19 protein-coding genes and 2 pseudogenes are annotated in these 22,824 nt (G+C 60.1%); 9 read left to right on the top strand and 12 right to left on the bottom strand.

The window, feature by feature from the left end:
* Nucleotides 1–164: 164 nt before the first annotated feature.
* A protein-coding gene (locus tag M3O59_RS16555; protein ID WP_330462227.1) for an IS5 family transposase occupies nucleotides 165–928 on the top strand; the annotation gives its coding sequence in 2 pieces (ribosomal slippage) (nucleotides 165–480 and nucleotides 480–928; 765 coding nt in all).
* Between the two features lie 327 nt (nucleotides 929–1,255).
* On the opposite strand, the gene M3O59_RS16550 is transcribed toward M3O59_RS16555, so the two are convergent.
* The 10 genes and pseudogenes from M3O59_RS16550 to M3O59_RS16505 form a co-directional block, all read right to left on the bottom strand.
* Nucleotides 1,256–1,579 carry a DUF4189 domain-containing protein gene (locus tag M3O59_RS16550; RefSeq protein WP_249047102.1) on the bottom strand — a complete coding sequence of 108 codons (324 nt, stop codon included), beginning with the start codon at nucleotides 1,577–1,579 and terminating at the stop codon, nucleotides 1,256–1,258.
* Nucleotides 1,580–1,859: 280 nt separating this feature from the next.
* Nucleotides 1,860–2,873: pseudogene (locus M3O59_RS16545) on the bottom strand (type IV secretion system protein); the annotation flags it as partial.
* A gap of 92 nt (nucleotides 2,874–2,965) precedes the next feature.
* A complete protein-coding gene (locus M3O59_RS16540) occupies nucleotides 2,966–4,312 on the bottom strand; it encodes an alpha/beta hydrolase family protein (protein WP_116907001.1) in 1,347 nt (448 codons plus the stop codon).
* The gene (locus M3O59_RS16535; protein WP_116907004.1) at nucleotides 4,309–4,887 is read right to left on the bottom strand and encodes a hypothetical protein; all 579 of its coding nucleotides are present in this window, start codon (nucleotides 4,885–4,887) and stop codon (nucleotides 4,309–4,311) included. Before M3O59_RS16535 ends, M3O59_RS16540 begins: the two co-directional genes overlap by 4 nt.
* Nucleotides 4,888–5,500: 613 nt before the next feature.
* Nucleotides 5,501–6,025, bottom strand: a complete 525-nt coding sequence (locus tag M3O59_RS16530) for a DUF4189 domain-containing protein (RefSeq protein ID WP_116907002.1) — start codon at nucleotides 6,023–6,025, stop codon at nucleotides 5,501–5,503.
* Nucleotides 6,026–6,050: 25 nt separating this feature from the next.
* Nucleotides 6,051–6,572: pseudogene (locus M3O59_RS16525) on the bottom strand (type IV secretion system protein); the annotation flags it as partial.
* A 31-nt stretch (nucleotides 6,573–6,603) separates the two neighbouring features.
* Nucleotides 6,604–7,131 (bottom strand): DUF4189 domain-containing protein, encoded by a 528-nt coding sequence (locus M3O59_RS16520; protein WP_181920690.1) that lies wholly within the window; start codon nucleotides 7,129–7,131, stop codon nucleotides 6,604–6,606.
* 52 nt (nucleotides 7,132–7,183) lie between these two features.
* A complete protein-coding gene (locus M3O59_RS16515) occupies nucleotides 7,184–8,314 on the bottom strand; it encodes a TrbL/VirB6 family protein (protein WP_249047101.1) in 1,131 nt (376 codons plus the stop codon).
* A gap of 50 nt (nucleotides 8,315–8,364) precedes the next feature.
* On the bottom strand, nucleotides 8,365–9,126 hold the full coding sequence (locus M3O59_RS16510) for a hypothetical protein (protein ID WP_116906840.1): 762 nt from the start codon (nucleotides 9,124–9,126) through the stop codon (nucleotides 8,365–8,367).
* A 573-nt stretch (nucleotides 9,127–9,699) separates the two neighbouring features.
* The gene (locus M3O59_RS16505) at nucleotides 9,700–10,956 is read right to left on the bottom strand and encodes a 6-phosphofructokinase (RefSeq protein WP_116906841.1); all 1,257 of its coding nucleotides are present in this window, start codon (nucleotides 10,954–10,956) and stop codon (nucleotides 9,700–9,702) included.
* Between the two features lie 158 nt (nucleotides 10,957–11,114).
* On the opposite strand from M3O59_RS16505, the gene M3O59_RS16500 reads away from it, so the two are divergent.
* The 4 genes from M3O59_RS16500 to M3O59_RS16485 all read left to right on the top strand — a co-directional run bounded on the left by M3O59_RS16500 (nucleotide 11,115) and on the right by M3O59_RS16485 (nucleotide 15,160).
* Nucleotides 11,115–11,678: an adenylate kinase gene (locus tag M3O59_RS16500; RefSeq protein WP_116906842.1), complete on the top strand. Its 564-nt coding sequence runs from the start codon at nucleotides 11,115–11,117 to the stop codon at nucleotides 11,676–11,678.
* A 347-nt stretch (nucleotides 11,679–12,025) separates the two neighbouring features.
* Nucleotides 12,026–13,393: a UDP-N-acetylmuramate:L-alanyl-gamma-D-glutamyl-meso-diaminopimelate ligase gene (mpl, locus tag M3O59_RS16495; RefSeq protein ID WP_181920668.1), complete on the top strand. Its 1,368-nt coding sequence runs from the start codon at nucleotides 12,026–12,028 to the stop codon at nucleotides 13,391–13,393.
* Nucleotides 13,393–13,989, top strand: coding sequence for an LON peptidase substrate-binding domain-containing protein (locus M3O59_RS16490; RefSeq protein ID WP_116906844.1), 597 nt, complete (start codon nucleotides 13,393–13,395; stop codon nucleotides 13,987–13,989). The genes mpl and M3O59_RS16490 overlap by 1 nt, the downstream gene beginning before the upstream one ends.
* A 286-nt stretch (nucleotides 13,990–14,275) precedes the next feature.
* Complete coding sequence (locus tag M3O59_RS16485) at nucleotides 14,276–15,160, top strand: bestrophin family protein (RefSeq protein ID WP_064629191.1); 885 nt, start codon at nucleotides 14,276–14,278, stop codon at nucleotides 15,158–15,160.
* Between the two features lie 436 nt (nucleotides 15,161–15,596).
* Here M3O59_RS16485 and M3O59_RS16480 read toward each other — a convergent pair whose 3' ends face one another.
* Nucleotides 15,597–17,678: a bifunctional DedA family/phosphatase PAP2 family protein gene (locus M3O59_RS16480; protein WP_116906845.1), complete on the bottom strand. Its 2,082-nt coding sequence runs from the start codon at nucleotides 17,676–17,678 to the stop codon at nucleotides 15,597–15,599.
* A gap of 142 nt (nucleotides 17,679–17,820) precedes the next feature.
* Between M3O59_RS16480 and M3O59_RS16475 the strand changes: the two genes are divergently transcribed.
* The 4 genes from M3O59_RS16475 to M3O59_RS16460 all read left to right on the top strand — a co-directional run bounded on the left by M3O59_RS16475 (nucleotide 17,821) and on the right by M3O59_RS16460 (nucleotide 21,682).
* Nucleotides 17,821–18,480 (top strand): serine/threonine-protein kinase, encoded by a 660-nt coding sequence (locus M3O59_RS16475; protein WP_116906846.1) that lies wholly within the window; start codon nucleotides 17,821–17,823, stop codon nucleotides 18,478–18,480.
* A gap of 126 nt (nucleotides 18,481–18,606) precedes the next feature.
* Nucleotides 18,607–19,422, top strand: coding sequence for an SDR family oxidoreductase (locus tag M3O59_RS16470; RefSeq protein ID WP_064629185.1), 816 nt, complete (start codon nucleotides 18,607–18,609; stop codon nucleotides 19,420–19,422).
* Between the two features lie 219 nt (nucleotides 19,423–19,641).
* Nucleotides 19,642–20,682 (top strand): YiiG family protein, encoded by a 1,041-nt coding sequence (locus tag M3O59_RS16465; RefSeq protein WP_116906849.1) that lies wholly within the window; start codon nucleotides 19,642–19,644, stop codon nucleotides 20,680–20,682.
* 58 nt (nucleotides 20,683–20,740) lie between these two features.
* Entirely contained in the window at nucleotides 20,741–21,682 is a 942-nt protein-coding gene (locus tag M3O59_RS16460) for a YiiG family protein (RefSeq protein WP_249047100.1), read from the top strand.
* Between the two features lie 255 nt (nucleotides 21,683–21,937).
* On the opposite strand, the gene M3O59_RS16455 is transcribed toward M3O59_RS16460, so the two are convergent.
* Nucleotides 21,938–22,810 (bottom strand): ion transporter, encoded by an 873-nt coding sequence (locus M3O59_RS16455; RefSeq protein WP_064629178.1) that lies wholly within the window; start codon nucleotides 22,808–22,810, stop codon nucleotides 21,938–21,940.
* Nucleotides 22,811–22,824: the final 14 nt, after the last annotated feature.

Below are 22,824 nucleotides of genomic sequence, written 5' to 3'. Positions count from 1 at the left end.
CAAAGAGCCAATCTGTCGATCAATACGCTGTAGATGGAAAAGTCATGCCTTAAAAAGCAGTAAAGTCATATATGTGTCAGTCACCAAGTACTGTGCAACAATTGCTAGTTGGGCTATTCTAGAGCCTGTTAACACTAATGATCTGAGCGGTTAAACTATTGCGCATGGAAATCACACCCGCACAATTTTCTCTCATCGAACAGTGTCTGCCGAGGCAGCGCGGCAATGTCGGCATGACCAACCTGCAAGTGGTCAATGCCATCCTTTATGTTGCCGAGCATGGCTGCAAATGGCGCGGCCTGCCCAAGCGCTTTGGCAATTGGCACACGGTGTACACACGCATGAACCGTTGGGCCAAGGCAGGTGTGCTGGACCGGATGTTTGCTGAACTGCAGAAGTCCCACATCGTGCGCATCAAAATCGAGGCGGTCTCGCTGGACTCTACCAGCATCAAGGTGCATCCGGATGGGACTGGTGCGTTAAAAAAAACGGCCCACAATCCATCGGTAAATCGCGCGGCGGATGGAATACCAAGATTCATATGGTTGCCGCAGATGCTCGAACAGCGATCACGTTCGGATTGACGCCTGGCAACGCCCATGACGCACCTGCGGGCCGCACGTTGCTTGAACACCTTGGGCCTGTGGAGCGACCGATTCATTTGTTGATGGATCGTGCTTACGAAGGCAATGAGACGCGCCAACTAGCGCTTGATCTTGGCTACGTCCCGGTGGTTCCGCCAAAAGCCAATCGGGTCGAGCCCTGGGAGTACGACCGAGAAATGTACAAGCGGCGCAACGAAGTGGAGAGGCTGTTTCGTCGCTTGAAGGGCTACCGCCGGATTTTCTCGCGCTTCGAAAAGCTGGATGTCATGTTCCTCGGATTCTTAAGCTTCATCCTTGTCGTTGATGGACTTCGGATGTGTTAACAGGCCCTAGCTAGCGTGCTGATAAAATATTGTGCGACGCGTGCAAAGATCTGAGCGCATGCTTATTGAAACGATGCGATTAATGACTGTACACGTGCCTGTGCCTGGATCGACAAAGGGCTGCAATTGATAGTGGCGCTCAGCGCACAGAAGGTGAAGAGATTGTTGTTTTAATACAGTGAGTGGCTTCATCATGACTCACCCATATGTGCTGAAGACTGTGTGGTCAATATGCTTAAAAAATCTAAAATGAAGGTAATGATTTTTTGTGGCGTGCCCTCTTTTGTATTTATCTAAAGCTTTAGAGTTGCCCAAAGTTCGTTAAAATCAGAACTCCTTAAAGAAAGGTTCTGAACACTTGTTATATATAACTTTACATTGAGGGGTATTATTATCTTTCTGACACTCTTCTATTGCATATTGCCTAGCTTCGTCTAGTGATGCCTTTCCAACGGTTATCACATTTCCTTTCATGTCAACCTCGCCTAATGCATTTTGTGGCTCAGCTATGGCTGCGCATTGATTAAAATAAGTTAATGTTACCTTGCAGTTGGTGGGTCCCTTTTTGGCGCAAAGGTTTAGCGCATCCTTGGTTGCATCTGATTTTGATTTTCTCCCAGTCGGAACCCCGTAATAAGGGGTGTTACTGATTGTTCCAACCGCTACCGCGCCCCAAGTTTTAACCCATTTTCCGCCTGGGTAGCTCTGCTGCGAGCTGGAACTGCCTTGCGGAATTGGAGCGCAGGCGGCTACCCCTTGCCACCTATGGGATATTGGCCTGGCGGGCAGCTGCCTTCAGCAAGTACATTTGGTGAATATATAATTAAAAAATATAATGCAAATGCAAAATGGGGCTTTGTTAAAATTTTCATGGTTACTAGTTTTTCGACCTATTTTAGAGTCGGAATTTAGTACTGGATGAATGAAGATGTTATGAAGATAGGCGGTCGTTACTGCTTTGACTTGCTAAGCCACGGCTTCCAGGATTCTGTTGAACTGGGGGCTGAGAATATCCAGTGGAAGCTCCGCCATTATTCAATGTACCCAGATTTTCGGAGCTGCGAGAAGTCTCAGAATTTTTCGCGGGAGCTGAGTACGACCCAGCCGGCTGGCCCTGGGGGCCTGGTGATGCCGCACTATTGAACGCAGTGTACGACAGGAACGTGCCCATATTGCCCTGCCATAGCGCGGCGGCGATGGTGGGTACGGTGATGATGAGCATCGTCATGATCAGTCCGATACCGCCTTGCTGCAGGGCCTGGCTGGACAAGCCTTCGGCATCGCCGAATTTAATGAACTTGACCGCCCAATAGGCGGCGGCCACCTTGGCGGTGAACTTGAGCACCATGGCCGTGACCACCGACAGCATAGCCATCGAGAACAAGGTGCCGATGAGGTAGAACAGCCACTTCTTGAACAGGTCCTTGGTCTGGTCGAAGACCAGTGCCAGGATGAAGATGGGCCCGATGCCGATCAGGAAGGCCATGGTGAACTTGAACAGCAACAACATCGCGCCGGCGGCCATCGGTGGGCTGGCGGTGCCGAAGCCTGCCAGCATCACGGCCCTGCCTTTTTTCTCCAGCATCTCCGGCTCGCTGGCATCCACCCGTACGGCATCCAGCGCCGCCAAGGCAAGCTGGGTGTAGGCCAGGTTATCGTCGATGGCATCCTCAGCGGTGCTGTCGTCGTCACCGGTGAACAGACCGTGGATTTCCTTGTCCAGGTTTTGGGTCATGGTCTGGTGCAGCATGGCTCCATTGGCCCCGACCGCCGACGCCACGCTGATGATGATGGCGACCTTGGCCGCCTTGATCATGGTGGCCATCGCGCTCTCGCGCGATTGCCCGGTGGCGATGCGATAGCCAAGAATCAGCACCCACAGCGTGGTTACCGTCAGTGCGATGGTGCTGACCCAACTCATGGCACGGCCCATCAAATCCAAGCCGCCTATCTCAGATCTGGCGCAGGGATCAAATCTGGGACATGCAATAATTACTTGCATACGCATCGTACGCTCTGCTGCAAGGGCAATAGTTCTCAGAGTACACGCGCAGGCGAGGGCTGGGAAATCTCCTGCGATCGCTGCGTATCCAAAGCCTGCGATTGGCGCAAACTTTCTTGCATGGGTGGTACTTCCGCCGCCAGATCGACTTTGGCGCGGAAGCCCGGCGTGTTGCCGACGATCCAGGCGTTGCCGTCTTGCACGGTGACGCTACGCAGCTGGTCGACGTTAACGATGCCGGCGCGCTTTGCTTCCACGGTGGCATACATGGCCAAGGCATCGGAGGTGCCCTGCGGCAACTTGCTGTGGATGGAGCGGTACAACGGATCATTGGGCATGGTCGCCGCGCTCGGATCTATGCAGCGCTCGGAAGCATTGCCCAGCGGCAGCTTCCAGCCAGGGCCCACATAGACCGGCTTGTCTTCGCGCTCCATGCGCTGCTGCGTTTCCTTCCAGCGCTCAGCTGCCATCTCGGCCGCGCCGGCACCAGGGGCGAGGGTACCGCGCAGGTGATTGATGGCATCGGGTACGTTCATCGATTGGGCGCTGCGCGATGCCAAGGTCAAGCTACCGCGCAAGAGCGCCACATCGTCGCGATACTTGTCGATCATCGGCGCGTAATGCTGGGCCAGCTGTTGTGATTCGGGATCTTCCAGCACAGAGCGATCCGGTTTGCCGTTTGCATCGACCGGCAGAAAGTTATGCATGCGGTGCGAGTCGCCAAGCGGTTTGGCGACCGCCGGATTGCGGTCATCCAACAGGCTGTGGTCATTGGCATAACCGGCCTTTTGCAGAGCCGTGATTTCCTGTGGCGCAGCGTAGATCCTGACCTGGCCGTAATGCTTGCTGGCAGCGCTAACGGCATCGCCGGCCATTACGTGGTTAATGACATCCGAGCCACCCTCGGGAATGCGCCGGTCCAGGCTGACTGCGCCATAGGCATTGAAGGTCTCGCCTTTGAGGCCGTAGTGGTGTGCACTGACCTGGGCCAGATTGCCGCCGAGGGAGTGGCCGGTGATGGTGACCTGAGGAGGCTTACCGCCGTTGCCTAAATCGTGGCCATAGTTCAACGCATATTTGGTCAGCTCGATCGCTTCGGCGGCTTGATTGTTGTGGCGCAATGACACCATGCCGCCATCGGTATAAAGGCCATCTTCTTTGAACTGCCGCTCGGTCTCTGTGCCGCGATGGGCAACGATGATCTCCTGGGTATCGGTGCGTTGATAGACGATGCCCTGATAGCCAGAAGGGCTGTCAACATACTTGAGACGTCGGTAAGACACTCCGCCGATATCAACAGTCGGACTTCTTGGTCCTGTCCGTTCTGGTTCGTCGTAGACATCGCGTGAAAGCGCTGCATATTGCTGGCTAGTCAGGCTCATGGGGCTATCTTCTCCGCGGCCAGCGTAACCTTGAACAAATTGTTTCGGGCATCCTCGTTAAAATTTTCAGCCTTTGGCTGGCCCATGTCAGGGAACGCCGCCATCTCAGACTTCGGGTAACGAGACTTCCAAAAGTATTTGGTTTCTGGAGTCAATGTCGCCAGTTGCTTACCGTCTAAACTTGGTAGGAACTCTGTTTCCTCATGTTTACCGGTAGCTTTCAGCGAAACTCCTACGCCGCCAAACTCCCAATGGCAGACGCCTTTGTCATAGTAATCGACTTCGGCCATGCCATCTGTATGGATCGTTGCCACGTAGGTGGTGTCATTGATCTTTTGGAAGTCAATTGGGATCGCGTCTTCCTTGCGCTTTGTTGACATCCCCAGTGCAGCATCGAACGGCGCACAGTCATCGCGGTTGGTCATGTCGTAGAACGCAGTACCAGCTACAGCACCAAATGAACCCGGCGCATCCTCGATGGTCATGGTGATGCGATACGCCTGGCTGGGATGCGGATTCTTTTGGTAGACCGGATCGCTGGTCGTCGCGTCAACTTTCGAGGGCGAGGTAGTCATGGGTTTGCATCCTGCAAGGATAAATAGCATTAGGAGGAAAGCGAAACGGCCGACAATCTTGGAAATCATTGGAGATACTTCTGCTGCATGCGCGCATTGCGCGATAGAAGATGTGTAGTTTTTCCCGTATTCGGGGTAATCCGCGCTATCCCTAACATCACACCGGTGTGGCAACGTAAACTCGTAGGACCCGCGAAGCTAGGAGCCAATCCGTCGATCAAAGCGCTAAAGGTGAACTGGCAATGCTTTGGAAAGTGATAAAGCCATTGATGCATCAGTCACAAATTTGATGCGGTTGGAATTTTCGCGCTGCCGTACCGAAAGGCAATAGGGCAGACACTTGCAAATGTCAGCTTATGCTCTATTTAAGCGATAGAGATTGGTGGGCTTGAAGGCCCTTGGTGCAGGATCGAGGGAAAGCAAGCAATTAGCATAACCGACGTCCAGAATGTGACAGGGATGTATTGCAGTGTTGGTCACTTTATAATTACATACTCCTGCCCGAGCTGAGCACTGGCGACGGTTGCACACATGAAAAGAGCTGTTGGTATTGAGGCTATCTCATAAGGCTCAGTGTAACTTTGCTTATAAATAATTTTTTTGAAAAAGGGTGTTAATAACTTTCAAAAATTGGCTCTGAGCAAGCTTCATATATAACTCTGCATTGAGTTTTATTTTCCGCAGAACAATTTTTTTCAACCTCGATCTTTATTTTTTCCGGCGACGCTCCTGTCCTGAAGTGGATGGTCCCTGCTGATGAGCGGCCATTCTGATAGGGTTCGGCCACAGCCGCGCACTGATTTTTATAAGAATTCCATTTCTGGCACTCTTTCCCACCAGCCTTTACACAGCCCGCTATCGCATCCTGTTCCGCTTCAGATTTAGAAAGCTTCCCAGTTGACACACCGAGAGCTCCCACACTGGACTTGTCGAGAGATATCGCCCCCCAGGTTTTAATCCACTTGCCGAGTGGTCGAGATTCTTGCTGGCCGGAGCTTCCCTGCGGAATCGGTGCACATGCAGCTACACCCTGCCCGCCAATTGGATATTGTCCCGGAGGACATCCTTGCTCAGCTAATGCAGGTAGTCCAGGGGTCAAGAGTAAAATTAATAAAATTTTAAAAATTCTTTTATCCATGATTTTCACGCATGTTTGGTCGCATTCAGCTATTACTTCCATCATTTCTGATGGCATTACCTCGCGAGCCTGCAACTTGTATCGGTTCCGGACTTGTTGCATATCCAATGGCGCGTCCCTGTTGTTGCGGGGCTGCTACGGAATCACGATCACTAATTTGATTGGAGTTTCTGCCGATTTGCTGCGGCATATACGACCCAGCCGGCTGGCCCTGGGGGCCTGGTGATGCCGCACTATTGAACGCAGTGTACGACAGGAACGTGCCCATATTGCCCTGCCATAGCGCGGCGGCGATGGTGGGTACGGTGATGATGAGCATCGTCATGATCAGTCCGATACCGCCTTGCTGCAGGGCCTGGCTGGAGAGGCCTTCGGCATCGCCGAATTTAATGAACTTGACCGCCCAATAGGCGGCGGCCACCTTGGCGGTGAACTAGAGCACCATGGCCGTGACCACCGACAACATGGCCATCGAGAACAGCGTGCCGATGATGTAGAAGAGCCATTTCTCGAACAGGTCCTTGGTCTGGTCGAAGACCAGCGCCAGACGGTTGAATGCAAATTTCCCGCGCTAAGTGTCAATAGGCTTTGAAGATTGGCTCTGAGCATTGCTGATATACAACGCTGCATTCACTTCCTGGATTTTCCTTTACGCAATACGAGATTGCATCTTTGCTGGCAGAAGCTACTGACGGGCCGGCAGAGAAAACAACCCTCACATTTCCGGTTTGCTTAACAGATCCTGTCTGGACAGGCTGAGACATTGCTGCACAACGATTTTCATAAACATAAACAACGTGGCAGTCTTTTTCTCTATCGCTTGTCTGCTTGCATTTTTCTATTGCAACTTTCTCAGCTTCTGTTTTTTTAACTTTTCCGGTGGATACGCCATAATTGCTATTATTATCGTTGGCTATTGCCCCCCAGGTTTTGATCCATTTTCCGCTGGGACGTGGCTCATGCTGGATTTCATTTCCTTGTGGAATAGGCGCACACGCAACGGCCCCTTGACCACCGATTTGATACTGTCCAACTGGGCAGCCCTGCGCCCAGGAAATTACGGGAAAAAATAAAATCAGAAAGCCTAATAGAAGGAGGGTCCTCATAACTGTGCCGCCTCTAGATATGCGATGAGTAACTAGATTCATGGCGTGATGATTAAACACTCTGATCACCACCCCGTCCCGCTTGCCCGCGCGAGCCGGTCGGTAAGTATGCTTGGGCCGGCATCTCGCCTGTAATTCTGGTTGTTTGGTTTGCAGGGTTTTCAGCTATAGCTTGTTGCTGTCGGTCGCCTTTAGCAACCTGAGCTGGCATGTAAGAACCAGCCGGCTGCCCCTGTGGTCCTGGGCTAGCTGCAGTCCCAAACGCCGAGTAAGCCATGAACGTGCCCATATTGCCCTGCCATAGCGCGGCGGCGATGGTGGGTACGGTGATGATGAGCATCGTCATGATCAGTCCGATACCGCCTTGCTGCAGGGCCTGGCTAGACAAGCCTTCGGCATCGCCGAATTTAATGAACTTGACCGCCCAATAGGCGGCGGCCACCTTGGCGGTGAACTTGAGCACCATGGCCGTGACCACCGACAGCATCGACATCGAAAACAAGGTGCCGATGACGTAGAACAGCCATTTCTTGAACAGGTCCTTGGTCTGGTCGAAGACCAGTGCCAGGATGAAGATGGGCCCGATGCCGATCAAGAAGGCCATGGTGAACTTGAACAGCAACAACATCGCGCCGGCGGCCATCGGTGGGCTGGCGGTGCCGAAGCCTGCCAGCATCACGGCCCTGCCTTTTTTCTCCAGCATCTCCGGCTCGCTGGCATCCACCCGTACGGCATCCAGCGCCGCCAAGGCAAGCTGGGTGTAGGCCAGGTTATCGTCGATGGCATCCTCAGCGGTGCTGTCGTCGTCACCGGTGAACAGACCGTGGATTTCCTTGTCCAGGTTTTGGGTCATGGTCTGGTGCAGCATGGCTCCATTGGCCCCGACCGCCGACGCCACGCTGATGATGATGGCGACCTTGGCCGCCTTGATCATGGTGGCCATCGCGCTCTCGCGCGATTGCCCGGTGGCGATGCGATAGCCAAGAATCAGCACCCACAGCGTGGTTACCGTCAGTGCGATGGTGCTGACCCACTTCATGGTCTCCTTCATCAAATCGAGGCCGAAGGTCTGGATTTCCTGGTTGAAATAATCGCTGACCAGTTTGAAGAAAACGAAGTCGCCAAGGTTGGCGTCCGCCAGCGGCTGCAACCAGTTCATCCCGCCCTGAAAAAAAACGTCCATTGCTGTCTGCCTATGTACCGTGATGAGGCTTTGGTTGCCTGCTAATTCATTTACTTGGACAGCGCAATCTTTAACGCAGCTGCCTGGATGACCTGCCCGAGGATGTCGCTCTTGTCACCCTCCAGCGCGCGCTTGGCCAGCAGGCTCTGGTCATCCTTGAGGCCTGCGATGTAGATGTCATAGGCCTTCATCCTGGCTTCCCAGTGGGTGAGCTCCATCGCGTTGCGTGCCGCATAACGCCGAATTTCGTTGTCGTTCGCAGCGAGCGCACCCTCCTTGTCTCCCACCTTATCGCGCTGGCGTTGCACACGTTCGAAGTCTCTGGAACGTTCCACCAGGCGCTGGATCATCAAAATCGCCTCGTTGTATTGCGAGTTTTGTGCTACCACAATTTGCTTGCAAATTTCGTTTTGCGTTTTCTGCAAATTGTTGCCAGTAAGCGAATCCAGTGAAATCGGCATCATTTTTTCAAGAAGACCGGCAATGCCGGAAGCTCCGGGACAATAAGCGTCTAGCCCATGATTCAACTTGCGCGTGACAAATTTGTTTTCCAGTCCAGGCTCATTGAACTGCAGACGCTGCCACTTGATGAGCTGCTGCTGATAATGCTGCAGCTGTTGTTGATACTGCTTGGCAGTGTCGGTCCATCGCTTGGCCTGTTCCGCATATTCCGCGATATCCTTTGTCTCCCCCGACGGGTTAACGATGACCACTTGCGCGTTGGCAGGCCCTGCACACAGCCCGATGGTCAGCAGCAGGCCGGCGGCAAGGCAGGAAATCGGATGGCGGAGGCGGCGGGGACGTGCGGTCATGGCGAGTCTCGTCGATCTTTTCGGTATAGATGGGTGGCGGGAACAGTGACGGCGGGAAAGAAGGCTGCACGCTTGGTCAGCAGGCAGCACTGGCTTTATAGATCATCGGCTCGTCGCGAATGAGTGAGGCCGTTTCTTCAACACACAGCACCCTGCGACAGGGACTGCCGCCTGGGGACGTGGGAAGAGGATTGCCTGCTGAAGCCATGATCCTTATGCGCGATGAGGCAGGTTTGGTGCGAACTGTGGCACACACTTAACCAAATTTCTACTAATGAGGTAGGCGGTCCTTTCGGATGAGTGTCGCCGCGGCGCGGCCTGGCTTGTCTTATCAGTTTTTGTAAGGAAATCCCTACGGGCGATCGCGGCATTTGCCTGCAAGCAACTCTCCTTTGCCAGGCCAGTGGCCCGGTTACGGTCGATCAACAGCGGGCGCGGCGCGGCGTCAGCCGAAACCAGAAGGCAGTCCGGCACCCGCATTCCCCGGATGCAGCAGCCGGAATGGGTTACATCCCTACGCGGCTGAAGCGCCAGTGCTGTCGCAGTCGCCCAGGCTTGCGGCCGTGCTCCTGTTCAGCCCTCCCACGCAGGCAACTTCCTCGCCAACGCCACATTTTTCAGGCTGACATACTTCGGCAGACCATCGCTGCCGTAGGCCAGCGGCGCTTCGCCCTTGATCAGCGGGGCGAAGTAGCGGCGCGCCTTCTCGGTGATGCCGAAGCCGTCCTTGCGTAGGAAGCTGGGCGGCATCTTCTTTTCGTGGTTGGCCACCTTGTGCAGGGGCGCGGGCACGATCTTCCAGCGGTAGGGGGCATCGCTGACGCGTTCGATCACCGGGATGACGGCATTCATGCCCTTGAGCGCGTATTGCACGGCGGCCTTGCCGACGGCTTGCGCCTGTTCCCAATCGGTCTTGGAGGCGAGGTGGCGTGCGGAACGTTGCAGGTAGTCGGGCAGCGTCCAGTGCACCTTGTAGCCAAGTTCCTGTTTGACCTGTGCGGCCAGGAACGCGGCGACGCCGCCGAGTTGTGCGTGACCGAACGAGTCGGCTGCGCCGCCTGCGTCGGCGACGAACTTGCCGTGCGCGTCCTGGATGCCTTCGCTGGCCACCACCACGCACCAGCCGACCTTCTCCACTACCTGCTTCACCTTGGCCAGGAACGCGGCCTGGTCGTAGGCACGTTCGGGCAGCAGGATGATCTGCGGTGCGTCGTCGGGGCCTTGCCCGGCCAGGCCTGCCGCGGCGGCAAGCCAGCCGGCGTGGCGGCCCATCGCTTCATAGATGAAGACCTTGGTGGAGGTGTCGGCCATGGCGGCGACATCCAGTGCGGCCTCGCGCACCGACACCGCGGTGTACTTGGCGGCCGAGCCGAAGCCGGGGCAGGTGTCGGTCACCGCCAGGTCGTTGTCGATGGTCTTGGGCACGCCGATGCAGTGCAGCGGGTAGCCGTAGGCCTTGGCAAGTTGCGAGACCTTCCAGGCGGTGTCGGCCGAGTCGTTGCCGCCGTTGTAGAGGAACCAGCGCACGTCGTGCGCGCGCAGCACGTCCAGCAGGCGCTCGTACTTGGCGCCGTCTTCTTCCAGCGATTTGAGCTTGTAACGGCACGAGCCAAAGGCGCCGCCGGGCGTCTGCGCCAGTGCCGCAATGGCCGCGGCCGATTCCTTGGAGGTATCGATCAGCTCCTCGCGCAGGGCGCCCAGGATGCCGTTGCGGGCTGCCAATACCTTGATCTTGCGCGCGCGCGCTTCGGTGATGACGCCGGCGGCGGTGGCATTGATGACGGCAGTGACGCCGCCGGATTGGGCATACAACAGGTTGCCAGTGGACATAGGGGACGGGCTCCTCACATGGAAACATGGCGCAGGGGACAGTGCCGGGACATTCCCCGGATGCGGTAAGCTGCACGACCATACGGTCGGCGTCGGCGAAGGCTTGAGTCTAACGCCGCCAACCGCAACGCGTTTTTATTCGAAAGTGGAGTCCACTGATGCGATTGGTTCTGTTGGGACCGCCCGGTTCGGGCAAGGGCACCCAGGCGACACGTCTTAAAGACACCTTTGAGATCCCGCACATTTCCACCGGCGACCTGTTGCGCGCCGAAGTGGCCGCCGGCTCGCCGCTGGGTCTGAAGGCCAAGGAAGTGATGGCACGCGGCGATCTGGTCTCCGATGACATCCTGCTCGGCATGCTGGAAGCGCGCCTGGGCAAGGCCGATGTGGCCAAGGGTTTCATCCTGGACGGCTACCCGCGCAACGTGGCCCAGGCCAATGCGCTGGATGCATTGCTCAGCAAGATCGGTCAGCCGCTGGATGCGGTGGTACAGCTGGACGTGGCCAGCGAGTTGCTGGTCGAGCGCATCGCCGGGCGTGCCAAGGCCGAAGGCCGCGAAGACGACAACCCGGAATCGGTACGCAAGCGGCTGCAGGTCTATACCGATTCCACCGCACCGGTGATCGGCTTCTACGAGCAACGCGGCAAGCTGGCGCGCGTGGATGGCGTGGGCTCGCTGGACGAAGTGCTGGAACGCATCAGCAAGGCGCTCGGCCGCTAGGTCAACACGGACCGGGCGCAAGGCCCGGTCCTTTGCAGTCGCGGCGTCTGCCGCGCTGCCATTGGCGCCCGCGATGGGTTCGCCCAAAAGAAAAACCCCGGGCGTACAAGACGACCGGGGCAGAATAACGCCAGTAATGGGCCTGCTCAGAGCCCCGACAGCATGAACTCCCTGGGGATTTGGCCTCTTGGGGAGTAGGACCAAAGGGGTGCTGCGACTGGCGTTCAGCATAGTGATGGATGTGACACAGTTCGCATATCGGGAAATTCCCGACAGTACGGTAGGATTTTCCTGACAACCGGGCTGGCGGCAGGTGGAATGTCCCGCAACTCCGGCGATCGGCGACAATGTGCGGCATGACCAAACTCCACATCCTCGGCATCGCCGGGACCTTCATGGGCGGTGTTGCCGCTCTGGCGCGTGAGCTGGGCTGGCAGGTGGAAGGTAGCGACCAGGCCATCTATCCGCCGATGTCCACCCAGCTGGAAACGCTGGGCATCGCGCTTGCACAGGGGTACGCGCCCTCCAACATCTCGCCGGACGCCACCGATGTAGTGATCGGCAATGCGCTGTCGCGCGGCAATCCGGCGGTGGAAGCCGTGCTGGATGCCGGCCGCCGCTATACCTCCGGTGCGCAGTGGCTGGCCGAGCGGGTATTGCCGGGTCGCGACACGCTGGCGGTCGCCGGCACCCATGGCAAGACCACCACCACCACCATCCTGAGCTACCTGCTGGAGGCGGCCGGGCGTGCGCCGGGCTTCCTGATCGGTGGGGTGGCCGAAGATTTCGGCGTGTCGGCGCGGCTGGGCCAGGGGCGCGAATTCGTGGTGGAAGCCGACGAGTACGACACCGCGTTCTTCGACAAGCGCAGCAAGTTCGTGCACTACCGGCCGCTGGTGGCGATCCTCAACAACCTGGAATACGACCACGCCGATATCTTCCCGGACGTGGCGGCGATCCAGCGCCAGTTCCATCATCTGGTGCGCACGGTGCCGGCGCGCGGGCGGCTGATCGTCAACGGTGAAGACACGCACCTGGCCGAGGTGCTGGCGATGGGCTGCTGGACGCCGGTTCAGCGGTTCGGGTTAGATGCGGCGTTTGACTGGAGCGCGCGCCTGATTGCAGCCGATGGCAGCGCGTTTGCGGTGCTGCACCGTGGTATGGAAATCGGCCAGGTGCAGTGGCCACTGGTCGGGCGGCATAACGTGCTCAACGGGTTGGCGGCGCTGGCGGCAGTGCATGCGGTGGGTGTGGATCCGGCAACGGTGATGCCGGCGTTGGCGCAGTTCCAAAGCGTCAAGCGGCGGCTGGAAGTCATCGGCAGCGCGCATGCGATCACCGTGTATGACGACTTTGCGCACCATCCCACCGCCATCGCGACCACGCTGCAGGGCTTGCGTGCGAAGGTCGGCGCGGCGCGCGTGGTGGTGGCGATGGAGCCGCGCAGCAATTCGATGCGGCTGGGCGCGCATGCGCATGCGCTGGCGCCGTCGCTGCAGGACGCCGATGCGGTGGTGTTCCTGCATCGGCCGGAGCTGGCTTGGAATGCGGCGCCGATCATCGCGCAGGTCCGTGGCGATGCGCGCGTGGCGCAGGACGTGGATGCATTGCTGCAGACCCTGGGCGAGATCGTGCAGCCGGGCGACCACGTGGTGTTCATGTCCAACGGCGGCTTCGACGGTGCGCCGCGTCGCTTCCTGGCGCAGCTGTGGTGATGGCGCCGATTTCCGACACTGCCGACACCAACGCGTTGCCGCTGTTTCCGCTGCACAGCGTGTTGTTGCCGGGCGCGGCGATGGGGCTGCGCGTGTTCGAGCGCCGCTATCTGGATCTGGTGCGCGAATGCGGGCGCAACGGTACAAGCTTCGGTGTGTGTTTGATTCTGGATGGCAACGAGGTGGGCGTACCGGCAACGCCGGCGGCGTTCGGCACCGAGGTGCGTACCGAGGATTTCGATGTCGGCGCCGACGGCGTGCTGGTGCTGCGGCTGCGTGGCACGCGTCGCTTTCATGTGCAGCGCTCGCGCATCCGCGACAACGGGTTGTTGGTAGGCGAGGTGAGCTGGTGCGAGCCGGACCCCGACGACGAATTGCGGCCCGAGCACAGCCTGCTGGCAACCGTGCTCGAGCGCTTGCTCGAAAAGGTGGGTGGTGAATTCGCATCTGTCGGTCCAGGGCTGCTGGATCAGTCTGCGTGGGTGGGCTGGCGGCTGGCCGAGCTGCTGCCGTTGACCGAGCAGCAACGCTTGTCGTTGTTGCAGCAGGACAGCCCGCATCAGCGCCTGGAACAGTTGCTGGCCTGGATGCCCTGAGCGAGCGCGGCCAGTAACCTGACGCGGCCAATCAGCAGGCGCCGCCGGGCATCGGGTGCGGAGGCCGCGAACGCCGACAGGTGATGCATGCAGATTCCATCCATCGGTCGCGCCTGACGGATGATCGCTCAGGCCTGTTTCGCTCTCGCGAGACAATCGCTGGGATCCCCATCACCGCGCTTGCACCGCCGCAACGGCACACTTGACGCGCTTGAGTGCGCTATCGATGGCATCCACGCACTGGATGCGCGCAATGGCGAAACGCGTTTCAGTGAAGGAGTGAGCCTTGATCATCGATGTCAAACCGCGTGTGGCGGATGTATTCAACCAGGTCGGGCGGACCCTGGCGCTGTTGTTTGTCTGGGATGTGTTGATCACGATCGTCTATTACGTGCTGCCGTTCCGTGCGCCGGCGTTGCCGCTGACCATCTTCGGTTCGGCACTGGCGTTATTCCTGGGTTTTCGCGCTAATTCCACCTATCAGCGCTGGTGGGAAGGGCGGGTGCTGTGGGGCCAGATGATCAACGCATCGCGCAATCTGGTGCGTTTGAGCGTAAGCATTCTGTCCGCACCGGAAGCGGCTGCATTGGGCCGCACGATCGCGTTGCGTCAGATTGCCTACGTCAATGCGTTGCGTTGCCAGTTGCGTCGGTTGCCGGTTGCCAGGGCTCTGCAGCCGTGGCTGGACGCCGATGAAGTGGCGGCAGTGATCACCCGCACCAATGCCGCCAACGGCTTGCTCGACACCACCGGGCGCAGCGTGGAACAGGCGCGGCGCGATGGCTGGATCGACAGCATCCAGCAGGCCAGTGTGGAGCGCATCCTGGTGGACATCGCCAACGCCCAAGGCGGCATGGAACGCCTGAAAAACACGCCGCTGCCGTATCAATACCGCTTCTATCCCAACCTGTTTACGCGGCTGTTCTGCGTGCTGCTGCCGATCGGGCTGGTGGAAACACTGCAATACGCCACACCGGTGGGATCGACCGTGGCCGGGCTGATGTTTTTGGCGGTGCTGAAGATCGGCGATGAGCTGGTCGACCCGTTCGCCAATACCATCCACGACCTGCCGCTGGACACCATGTGCCGCACGGTGGAGATCGATGCGCTTCAGGCGATAGGTGAGCAAGCGCCGGAGCCGATGCAGCCGGTGGACGGCGTGTTGTGGTGAATGCATCGCGCCTTCGACCTGCCCGGGTGGGAACATTCAAACGGCTTTGAAGCGCAAGTTCTTGATTGCCGTAGGTGATTGAACGGTGCGGATGGGGCAGTTGTAGAGCGGTTGGTCTGCGGCCTGGCTGCAGGGCCAGTCGAGTCGGTCGGTGCACTTAGCTTTCGATCAAACAGCCAGCAAAATTGGTGGTGAGGTGATTTCGTTCTTCAATAGAGCCGCCAGCCAACTGTGTGGCGCGGTGTCCTCACCGATTGCGGGACCGTTGGCGGCATGGATGCCGCCAACGAGCCCCATGGAGGGGTTAACGGCGTGTCCCGCGAGCGGTGAGGGCACCGCGCACTCGACCGACGCTGCGCCTTTGCTGCGTTTTCAACAAGCAACCAGTAGCGGTCTGGCGCGGATTGCCGACCGCCACCTACTGTTGCCCGATCGCTCAGCGGCGCTGTTGTGGCGGATCTGATGCAGCAGGCTTGGACGCAGTGGTTTCCTTCTGCGGTGCAGCGTTGTCCTCGCCACGCACCGCACTGCCCGAGGTACTGTCGATCAGGATCACCGGCACCTGCGAACGACGCCGCTGCTCCACGCGATGCGGCAGCGGGCCGAGTGCATCGCGCAATGCGCTCAATGCCGGATCGACTCCACGCAGCGGGTACCACAGGCCGATCAGGCTGAAGTGGCGGCTGTAGCGCAAGGTCTGCGTGCTGCCCACCCATAGCGGTTGCGTATCCGGCTGCAAGCGTGCGGCTGCGGGCCACAGGCGCAGCACGTGCACATGGCCGGGCGCGGCGTGGCGCACCATCAGCAGGGCTTCGACCTGGGTGTCCAGCGTGGCCGGCAGGATCGGCACCTCGTCCGGGCGGCCGCTGACATCCAATAGATGCAGTGCCTGCTCCCAACCGGCCTGCGGTTGTGCCCGCCACCCACGCGCTTCGAGCTGGCGTTGCAGCGGCGCCAACGGGCCGGCCACCTGCACGTCCAGCGGCCAGCGTTGGTCGTCGTCGAATTCGTTACGGCGTGCCGGCAGCAGCCGCCATTGCCCCTTCCACCAGTCGCTGGCGGGCAGGTCCATCAGCAGTGGCGGTGGCGGTTCGAACTTGGCCAGCTTGGTGTGGAGATTGCGCGGCGCAAAGAAGATCGCGCAGCCCACGAATACGCCATAGAAGATCCACGACACCGGCTTGACCCAGAACGCGCGGGTGGCGCGGCGGCGGTACGCAATGCCCAGCACCAGTAGCCAGAAGATGCCGAACAACATGCCGCCGACCACATCGCTGAGCCAGTGCGCGCCCAGGTACAGCCGTGCGAAACCGATCAGCGACACGATCGCGCCACTGACCAGATACGGCCATACCCGGCGGCGGCCCGGCAACTCGCGCGCGATCAGCAGTGCGAAAAAGCCAAAGCCAATCGTGGCCATGGTGACCGCCACCGACGGAAACCCGAAGCCGCTACTGGCTGCGGGCGGGCGCACCACCTGCACGGTGGCGCCAAGCAACTGCGTCAGGGCAAGGCCGAACGCCAGCGCAATCACCCAGTGCGCCACCGCCATCCAGCGCCGGCGCCAGACCAGGTAACCCATCGCTGCGGCGATGGCCGGCAGCAATACCTGCCAGTCGCCCAGCGAGGCCAGCGCGACCATCGGGTAGTCGGCCAGCGGGTTGCGCAGCGCCAGCATCAGGTCGTGCACGGCCAGGTCCACGCGTAGCGGTTCGCCATGCGCCAGTACCACCATCAACAGCACGAACCAGCCCCAGCCCAGCAGCAACAGCATCAGCGCCATCATTGCCAGCGGCACCGATTCGCGACGGCGCGGGTCGAACACGCTGACCGACCAATTGCCCAGCACCGGATGCCGGTGCGACCACTCCAGCAGGCGCGCCAGCAGCGCATCCAGATGCCCGGCCGACCAGCGGTACGAGTACAGCACGATCGCCCAGGCCAGCCCGATCACGGCGGCCATCAGCGTCACCACCACGAACAGCCGCCCGGCCACCGCAGCCACTGCGTCGTAGGCGGTGCCCAGCACCCAGCCGGGCACCAAAAACAGCAGTGCCCAGGAAATGCAGGCCAGCCCGCTGGCGATCAGATAGCGCTTGAACGGCATGTGCGACATGCCGGCAATGGCCGGCACGAACGGCCGCACCGCACCCACATACCGCGCGATCAGAATGCTCTTGAAGGCATTGCGCCGGAACAGCAGTTCGCCGCGTTCCAGCAATTGCGGGTAGCGCCGGAACGGCCAATAGGTGTGCAGCTGGTGACCCCAGCGATGGCCCACCCAGAAGCTCAGCGCATCGCCGACAAAGGCGCCCAGCGTGGCGCACACCACCGCGTACGGCCCATTGATCTGCCCGAGCCCGATCAGTACGCCGATGGCGAACAGCAACGGCAACGCCGGGACGATGGCGCCCAGCACGATCACCGCATCACAGAATGCGATGGCAAAGATCACCACGCCAGCCAAGGTGGGGTGGTGTCCGATCCACTCCAGCGTGGCGTCGATCCATGAGTTCATCTCCGAATTATAGGTGGGCGCGGCGGCAGCTGACTTGCGCCGTCCTCACATCGGGCTGTCGGCTTCACCTGCGGTTGCGGCCGCGCACGTGCCGCATGCACATACGCGCGCGGCCAGACAGAGCGGCCGCCTACAATGGGGGATGAGTCACGACCCCACCGGCGATCTGCCGCTGAAGTCCGATACGTTCGGGCGCATTTTGTTGATCCGCGATGGCGAACGCGTGTTCGTGCGTCGCGACCTGAGCGTGGCGCCGTGGCTGTTGCGTGGCGTGGCCTGGTGGTTGGCACGGCGCGAGGCGCTGGCCTTGCGCCAGCTCGACGGCTTGCCGCGCACACCGCGGTTGCTGCACTGGGACGGGCAGCACCTGGACCGCAGCTATCTGGCCGGCGCTGCGATGTACCAGCGCCCGCCGCGTGGCGACCTGGCCTACTTCCGCAGCGCGCGCCGGCTGTTGCAGCAGCTGCATCGGCGCGGCGTTGCGCACAACGATCTGGCCAAGGAAGCCAACTGGCTGGTGCAGGACGACGGCAGCCCGGCGGTGGTCGATTTCCAGCTGGCAGTGCGCGGCAACCCGCGCGCACGCTGGATGCGCCTGCTTGCCCGCGAAGACCTGCGCCACCTGCTCAAGCACAAGCGTATGTACTGCCCGGCCGCACTGACCCCGGTGGAACGCCGCGTGCTCAAGCGCACCTCCTGGGTGCGCGAGCTGTGGTTCGCCACCGGCAAACCGGTCTATCGCTTCGTGACCCGCCGCATATTGCATTGGGAAGACAACGAAGGGCAGGGGCCGAAGCCCTGAGCGGCGGGGATTGGTTGCTCGGGATTTGGGATTCGTAAGAGCGTATTGCTCGAGCGGTGGTCTGGTCGCTTGTAGTGGTGAAGGCGATAAGCTTTTACGAATCTCCAATCACGACTCCCAAATCCCATGACGTTAAACGGCAAAACCCTGTTCATCACCGGTGCCTCGCGCGGAATTGGCTTGGCGATTGCGTTGCGGGCGGCGCGCGATGGGGCCAATGTGGCGATTGCGGCCAAATCGGCGGTGGCCAATCCCAAACTGCCCGGCACCATCCACAGTGCGGCCGCGGCGGTGACTGCGGCCGGTGGGCAGGCGCTGGCGCTCAAGTGCGATATCCGCGAGGAGGATCAGGTGCGCGCGGCGGTGGCGGCGACGGTCGATGCCTTCGGCGGGATCGACATCCTGGTCAACAACGCCAGTGCGATCTGGTTGCGCGGAACGTTGGACACACCGATGAAGCGCTTCGACCTGATGCAACAGGTCAACGCACGCGGCAGTTTTCTGTGCGCACAAGCGTGCCTGCCGCACCTGCTGCAGGCTGCCAATCCGCACATCCTCACGCTGGCACCACCGCCGTCCTTGAACCCGGCATGGTGGGGCGCGCACACCGGTTACACGCTGGCCAAGATGGGCATGAGCCTGGTCACCCTGGGGCTGGCAGCAGAATTTGGCCCGCAGGGCGTGGCGATCAATGCGTTGTGGCCGCGTACCGTGATCGCCACCGATGCCATCAACATGCTGCCCGGTGTGGATGCGGCGGCCTGCCGCCGGCCGGAGATCGTGGCCGATGCGGCGCACGCGGTGCTGACGCGCGAGGCGGCTGGCTTTCATGGCCAGTTCCTGATCGATGAGCAGGTGCTGGCACAGGCCGGCGTCACCGATTTGAGCGGCTATGCGGTCGACCCGTCGCGTGCGTTGTTGCCGGATCTGTTTCTCGATTGAGCGCGGCGACCGTGACGGCCCGTGCGGCTGGCTGGAGACGGAGGGCGCTTGAGCATCGGCGCGCAGGTGCCGCAATTGAGAGTGTAGGTGCGGCCCACCAGCGGCCGTGCCGTGGCGGTCCAGCAGCCTCACGTTTTATCTGGAGCGAGCACAGGGAGTTCACAGGAGGGTTTGCTACCGTGCGCGGCTGAAAACGTTTCCAAAAGGGATGTGTCGCGCGTGTCTCCCAAGTTCCGTGGGTTTGTTCTGGCCGCTTGCGTGTCTGTCCTGGCGGCCGCCTGTGGCGGCAAGTCGCAGCAGGCTGCAACCGATGCCGAGGGTGCGGATACCACATCGACTGAAGAACAGCTGGATTTCCTGCAAGGCGTGACTGCCAAGCTTGGCGCCTATATCGACTGCTTCAACCGCGTCAACGCGAAGGTGCACGCCGGCGCCAGGTCCTACACCGGCTGGATGCAGGACCCGTTCGCTGGCCCGACCGGTGGCGAGTCCGGCATGACCGGTCCGTACGATATCGACGCGTATGACATGAAGCAGTGCGATGCGCCGGTCGGCGCGGCCGCTGCGGCCAAGCCTTCGCTGCCGGCACTGGACAAGGCGGCGCGCGACTATCGCGCGGCCTTGACGGCGCTGCAGCCGATCAGTCACGCGCTGGCCGATTACTACACGCGCCAGGACTACGAAGACGACCAGTTCGCCAAGGGCAAACAGCTGCATTCGCAGTTGATGGAGGCGCTGTCCGCCTATGCCGATGCCAGTACCGCCTTCAGCGCCGAACTGGACCTGCAAAACGACGCGGCGCAGCGCGAAAAACTCAGGACGCTGGAGCAGGGCGAGGGCCGCACGCGCGCGTACTACCGGCTGGCGATGATGCGCGACGCCAAGGAGATCGCCGATGCGCTGGAACAGGAGCCGTTCGACGTGGCACGTGTCAACGCGCTGCTGGACGGCTTCAACCGTCTCTCCGATGAGGCGCACGCACAGGTGGCCGACCAGGAGCCGGGCGAGTTGAGTTGGAACAGCTTCGAAACCGCTGCAGAAACCTTCCGCAGGCAAGCCAAGGCGCGGGTGAAACGGCTGGTCGAAAAAACACCGTATAGCAAGCTGGAACAGGGCTGGCTGGATAACCCCTTGCTGGCGCCCGAAGGCGCGTCGCGCAAATTGCTGGACACCTACAACGTGCTGGTGTCCGAAAGCAATCGTCAGTCATCACTGTTGTCCTCAGCCATCGCGCGCGTGCCGGGCGACCGGCTGCGCTAGATACCTTTCGGCCGCACGCTGCGGCGGCCATCTTCTTCAACCATCAATGGAATACAAGATGACCCACCAATATCGTTATGCGCCACTCGCCACGGCGATCGCTTTGGCCGCGCTGCTTGCCGGCTGCCAGAAAAACGCACCCGCCGCCGCGGTGGAAGGCGCCGACAAGATCAATGCCTACATCACCTGCTTCAACGGCGTCGAGCAGCCGATCCATGAGAGCTACCAGCAATACATCGGCTGGATGCAGGACCCCGAGGCGGGTCCGACCGGCAAGGAAAGCGGTATCCATGCACCGGGCACGGTGCTGTCGCATCACGTGGACGAATGCGGCGCGCCGATGACCGCGGCGTTGGCGCAAACGCCGGCCAACCCCGAGCTCGACCCGGTGGCCAAGACTTATCAAGACCGCTTCACCACGCTCAACGAGCGTATCGGGGAAGCGGTGCGATACTACGACCGGCAGGATTATCTACGCGACGACGGCAAGGGCATGAAGGCACTGCACGCGCCGCTGATGCAGGCCTATCAGGCATTCTTCGAAGCCGGCGAAGCCATGAATGCCGCGCTTGAACATAATGAAGACACGCGTCGCCAGGCGCAGATCGATGCGATTGAAAAGGAAGAAGGCCGCAGCGCTTCCTGGTATCACTTGAAGATCATCGGCGAAGGCAAGCAGCTGGTGCAGGTACTCGACAACGACACGCCGGACCTTGCCGCAGCGCAGTCCCAGCTGGCGCGCTACCAAGGCATTCTGGAAGAGGCGCAGAAGGCCAAGATCGGGCAGGGCGATGCGATGTGGGGCCATATGGAACGTTCCGCCGACAAGCTGGCGCGCGAGTCGGGGCGGCTGGTCGAGCGTATCCGCACCAAGACACCATTGAACAAGAGCGAGCAGATGCTGCTGGAAAGCGGCTCGCTCCCACCGGGCGGCACGCGCCAGGCGGTGCTGGCCAGTTACAACGATCTGATCGACATGAGTAATCGCATGTCGCATTGAGGCTGTGCGCTTTTCGCTGCCGCGTTGTGGATCGGATCGAACAGGTGAGTGGCAAGTTTCAAAGGCACCGCTATTTCGAGTAATAGCGGAATTGGATTTAGTTCGAAGCCGAGTCGGTCGAGGGCCTGCAGCCAAGCGACAGATCATCCGCTCTACGACTGATCTATCCGAACTATTCATCACTATTCGGTGGGGCCTTGGGCTGTGGAAAGCCGCGAAGGAGTGCGTTCGTCGTACCAGGGCCGCAGCACCGCGTTAGCCGTTGGAGATCTCCGGCAGCGGCTCGGCGCATTGCCGGCAATAGCGTGCGTCCGCCGCGTGGCCTTCCAGCCCGCAGCGGGCGCAGTTGCGCACATCGCGTTTGCCGGTGTGGCCACCCTCGCGCAGTGAGCTGGCCAGCTCGGCGGTATAGATGCCGGTGGGCACCGCGATGATGCTGTAACCGATCAAGATCAGCGCCGAAGTGACGAAGCGGCCCAGTGTGGTCTGTGGCACCAGGTCGCCGAAACCTACCGTGGCCATGGTGACGATGGCCCAGTACATGCTGGTCGGGATGCTGGTGAAACCGTGTTGCGGGCCTTCGATGATGTACATCGTGGCGCCGGCGATCACGGTGATGGTGAGCACGGTGAACAGGAACACCAAGACCTTGCGCCGGCTGCGCCAGAGCGCGTCCAGCAGCTGCCCGCTTTCTTCGATATAGCGGGTGAGTTTGAGAATGCGGAACAGCCGCAGGATGCGCAGCACGCGTACCACCAGCAGCGTCTGCGCACCGGGCACGAAGAACGACAGATAGCTGGGCAGGATCGACAGCAGGTCGATCACACCCCACACGCTGAGCGCGTAGTGCAGCGGGCGCCGCACCACCGCCAGCCGCAGCGCGTACTCGATGGTGAAGAGCACGGTGAATGCCCATTCCAGCGGCACCAGCCAGTGCGCCGCATGCGAATGGATGCGCGGCACGCTGTCGATCATGATCACCACCACGCTGGCCAGGATCGCGGCCACCAGCATCAGGTCGAAATTGCGCGAGGGGCGGGTGTCGTGGCGGTAGATGATGTCGTACCACTGCCGGCGCCAGCCGTTGTCGGTGGCGGGAGTGAGTTGAGGATCGGAGAAAGGGCGCATGCGCACATTGTGCC

It is taken from the genome of Xanthomonas nasturtii, assembly GCF_023337365.3.
Taxonomy (GTDB): Bacteria; Pseudomonadota; Gammaproteobacteria; order Xanthomonadales; family Xanthomonadaceae; genus Xanthomonas; species Xanthomonas nasturtii.
The sequence above is the reverse complement of the archived record's forward strand: the minus strand, read 5'-3'. Positions and strand labels throughout refer to the sequence as shown.

Bases quoted from the DNA above. Each gene is read 5' to 3' on its own strand.
- M3O59_RS16540 (WP_116907001.1), bottom strand. From the start codon at position 4,312: ATGAGCCTGACTAGCCAGCAATATGCAGCGCTTTCACGCGATGTCTAC.
- M3O59_RS16535 (WP_116907004.1), bottom strand. From the start codon at position 4,887: ATGACTACCTCGCCCTCGAAAGTTGACGCGACGACCAGCGATCCGGTC.
- M3O59_RS16530 (WP_116907002.1), bottom strand. From the start codon at position 6,025: ATGGATAAAAGAATTTTTAAAATTTTATTAATTTTACTCTTGACCCCT.
- M3O59_RS16520 (WP_181920690.1), bottom strand. From the start codon at position 7,131: ATGAGGACCCTCCTTCTATTAGGCTTTCTGATTTTATTTTTTCCCGTA.
- M3O59_RS16515 (WP_249047101.1), bottom strand. From the start codon at position 8,314: ATGGACGTTTTTTTTCAGGGCGGGATGAACTGGTTGCAGCCGCTGGCG.
- M3O59_RS16510 (WP_116906840.1), bottom strand. From the start codon at position 9,126: ATGACCGCACGTCCCCGCCGCCTCCGCCATCCGATTTCCTGCCTTGCC.
- M3O59_RS16505 (WP_116906841.1), bottom strand. From the start codon at position 10,956: ATGTCCACTGGCAACCTGTTGTATGCCCAATCCGGCGGCGTCACTGCC.
- M3O59_RS16500 (WP_116906842.1), top strand. From the start codon at position 11,115: ATGCGATTGGTTCTGTTGGGACCGCCCGGTTCGGGCAAGGGCACCCAG.
- mpl (WP_181920668.1), top strand. From the start codon at position 12,026: ATGTGCGGCATGACCAAACTCCACATCCTCGGCATCGCCGGGACCTTC.
- M3O59_RS16490 (WP_116906844.1), top strand. From the start codon at position 13,393: ATGGCGCCGATTTCCGACACTGCCGACACCAACGCGTTGCCGCTGTTT.
- M3O59_RS16480 (WP_116906845.1), bottom strand. From the start codon at position 17,678: ATGAACTCATGGATCGACGCCACGCTGGAGTGGATCGGACACCACCCC.
- M3O59_RS16475 (WP_116906846.1), top strand. From the start codon at position 17,821: ATGAGTCACGACCCCACCGGCGATCTGCCGCTGAAGTCCGATACGTTC.
- M3O59_RS16470 (WP_064629185.1), top strand. From the start codon at position 18,607: ATGACGTTAAACGGCAAAACCCTGTTCATCACCGGTGCCTCGCGCGGA.
- M3O59_RS16460 (WP_249047100.1), top strand. From the start codon at position 20,741: ATGACCCACCAATATCGTTATGCGCCACTCGCCACGGCGATCGCTTTG.
- M3O59_RS16455 (WP_064629178.1), bottom strand. From the start codon at position 22,810: ATGCGCCCTTTCTCCGATCCTCAACTCACTCCCGCCACCGACAACGGC.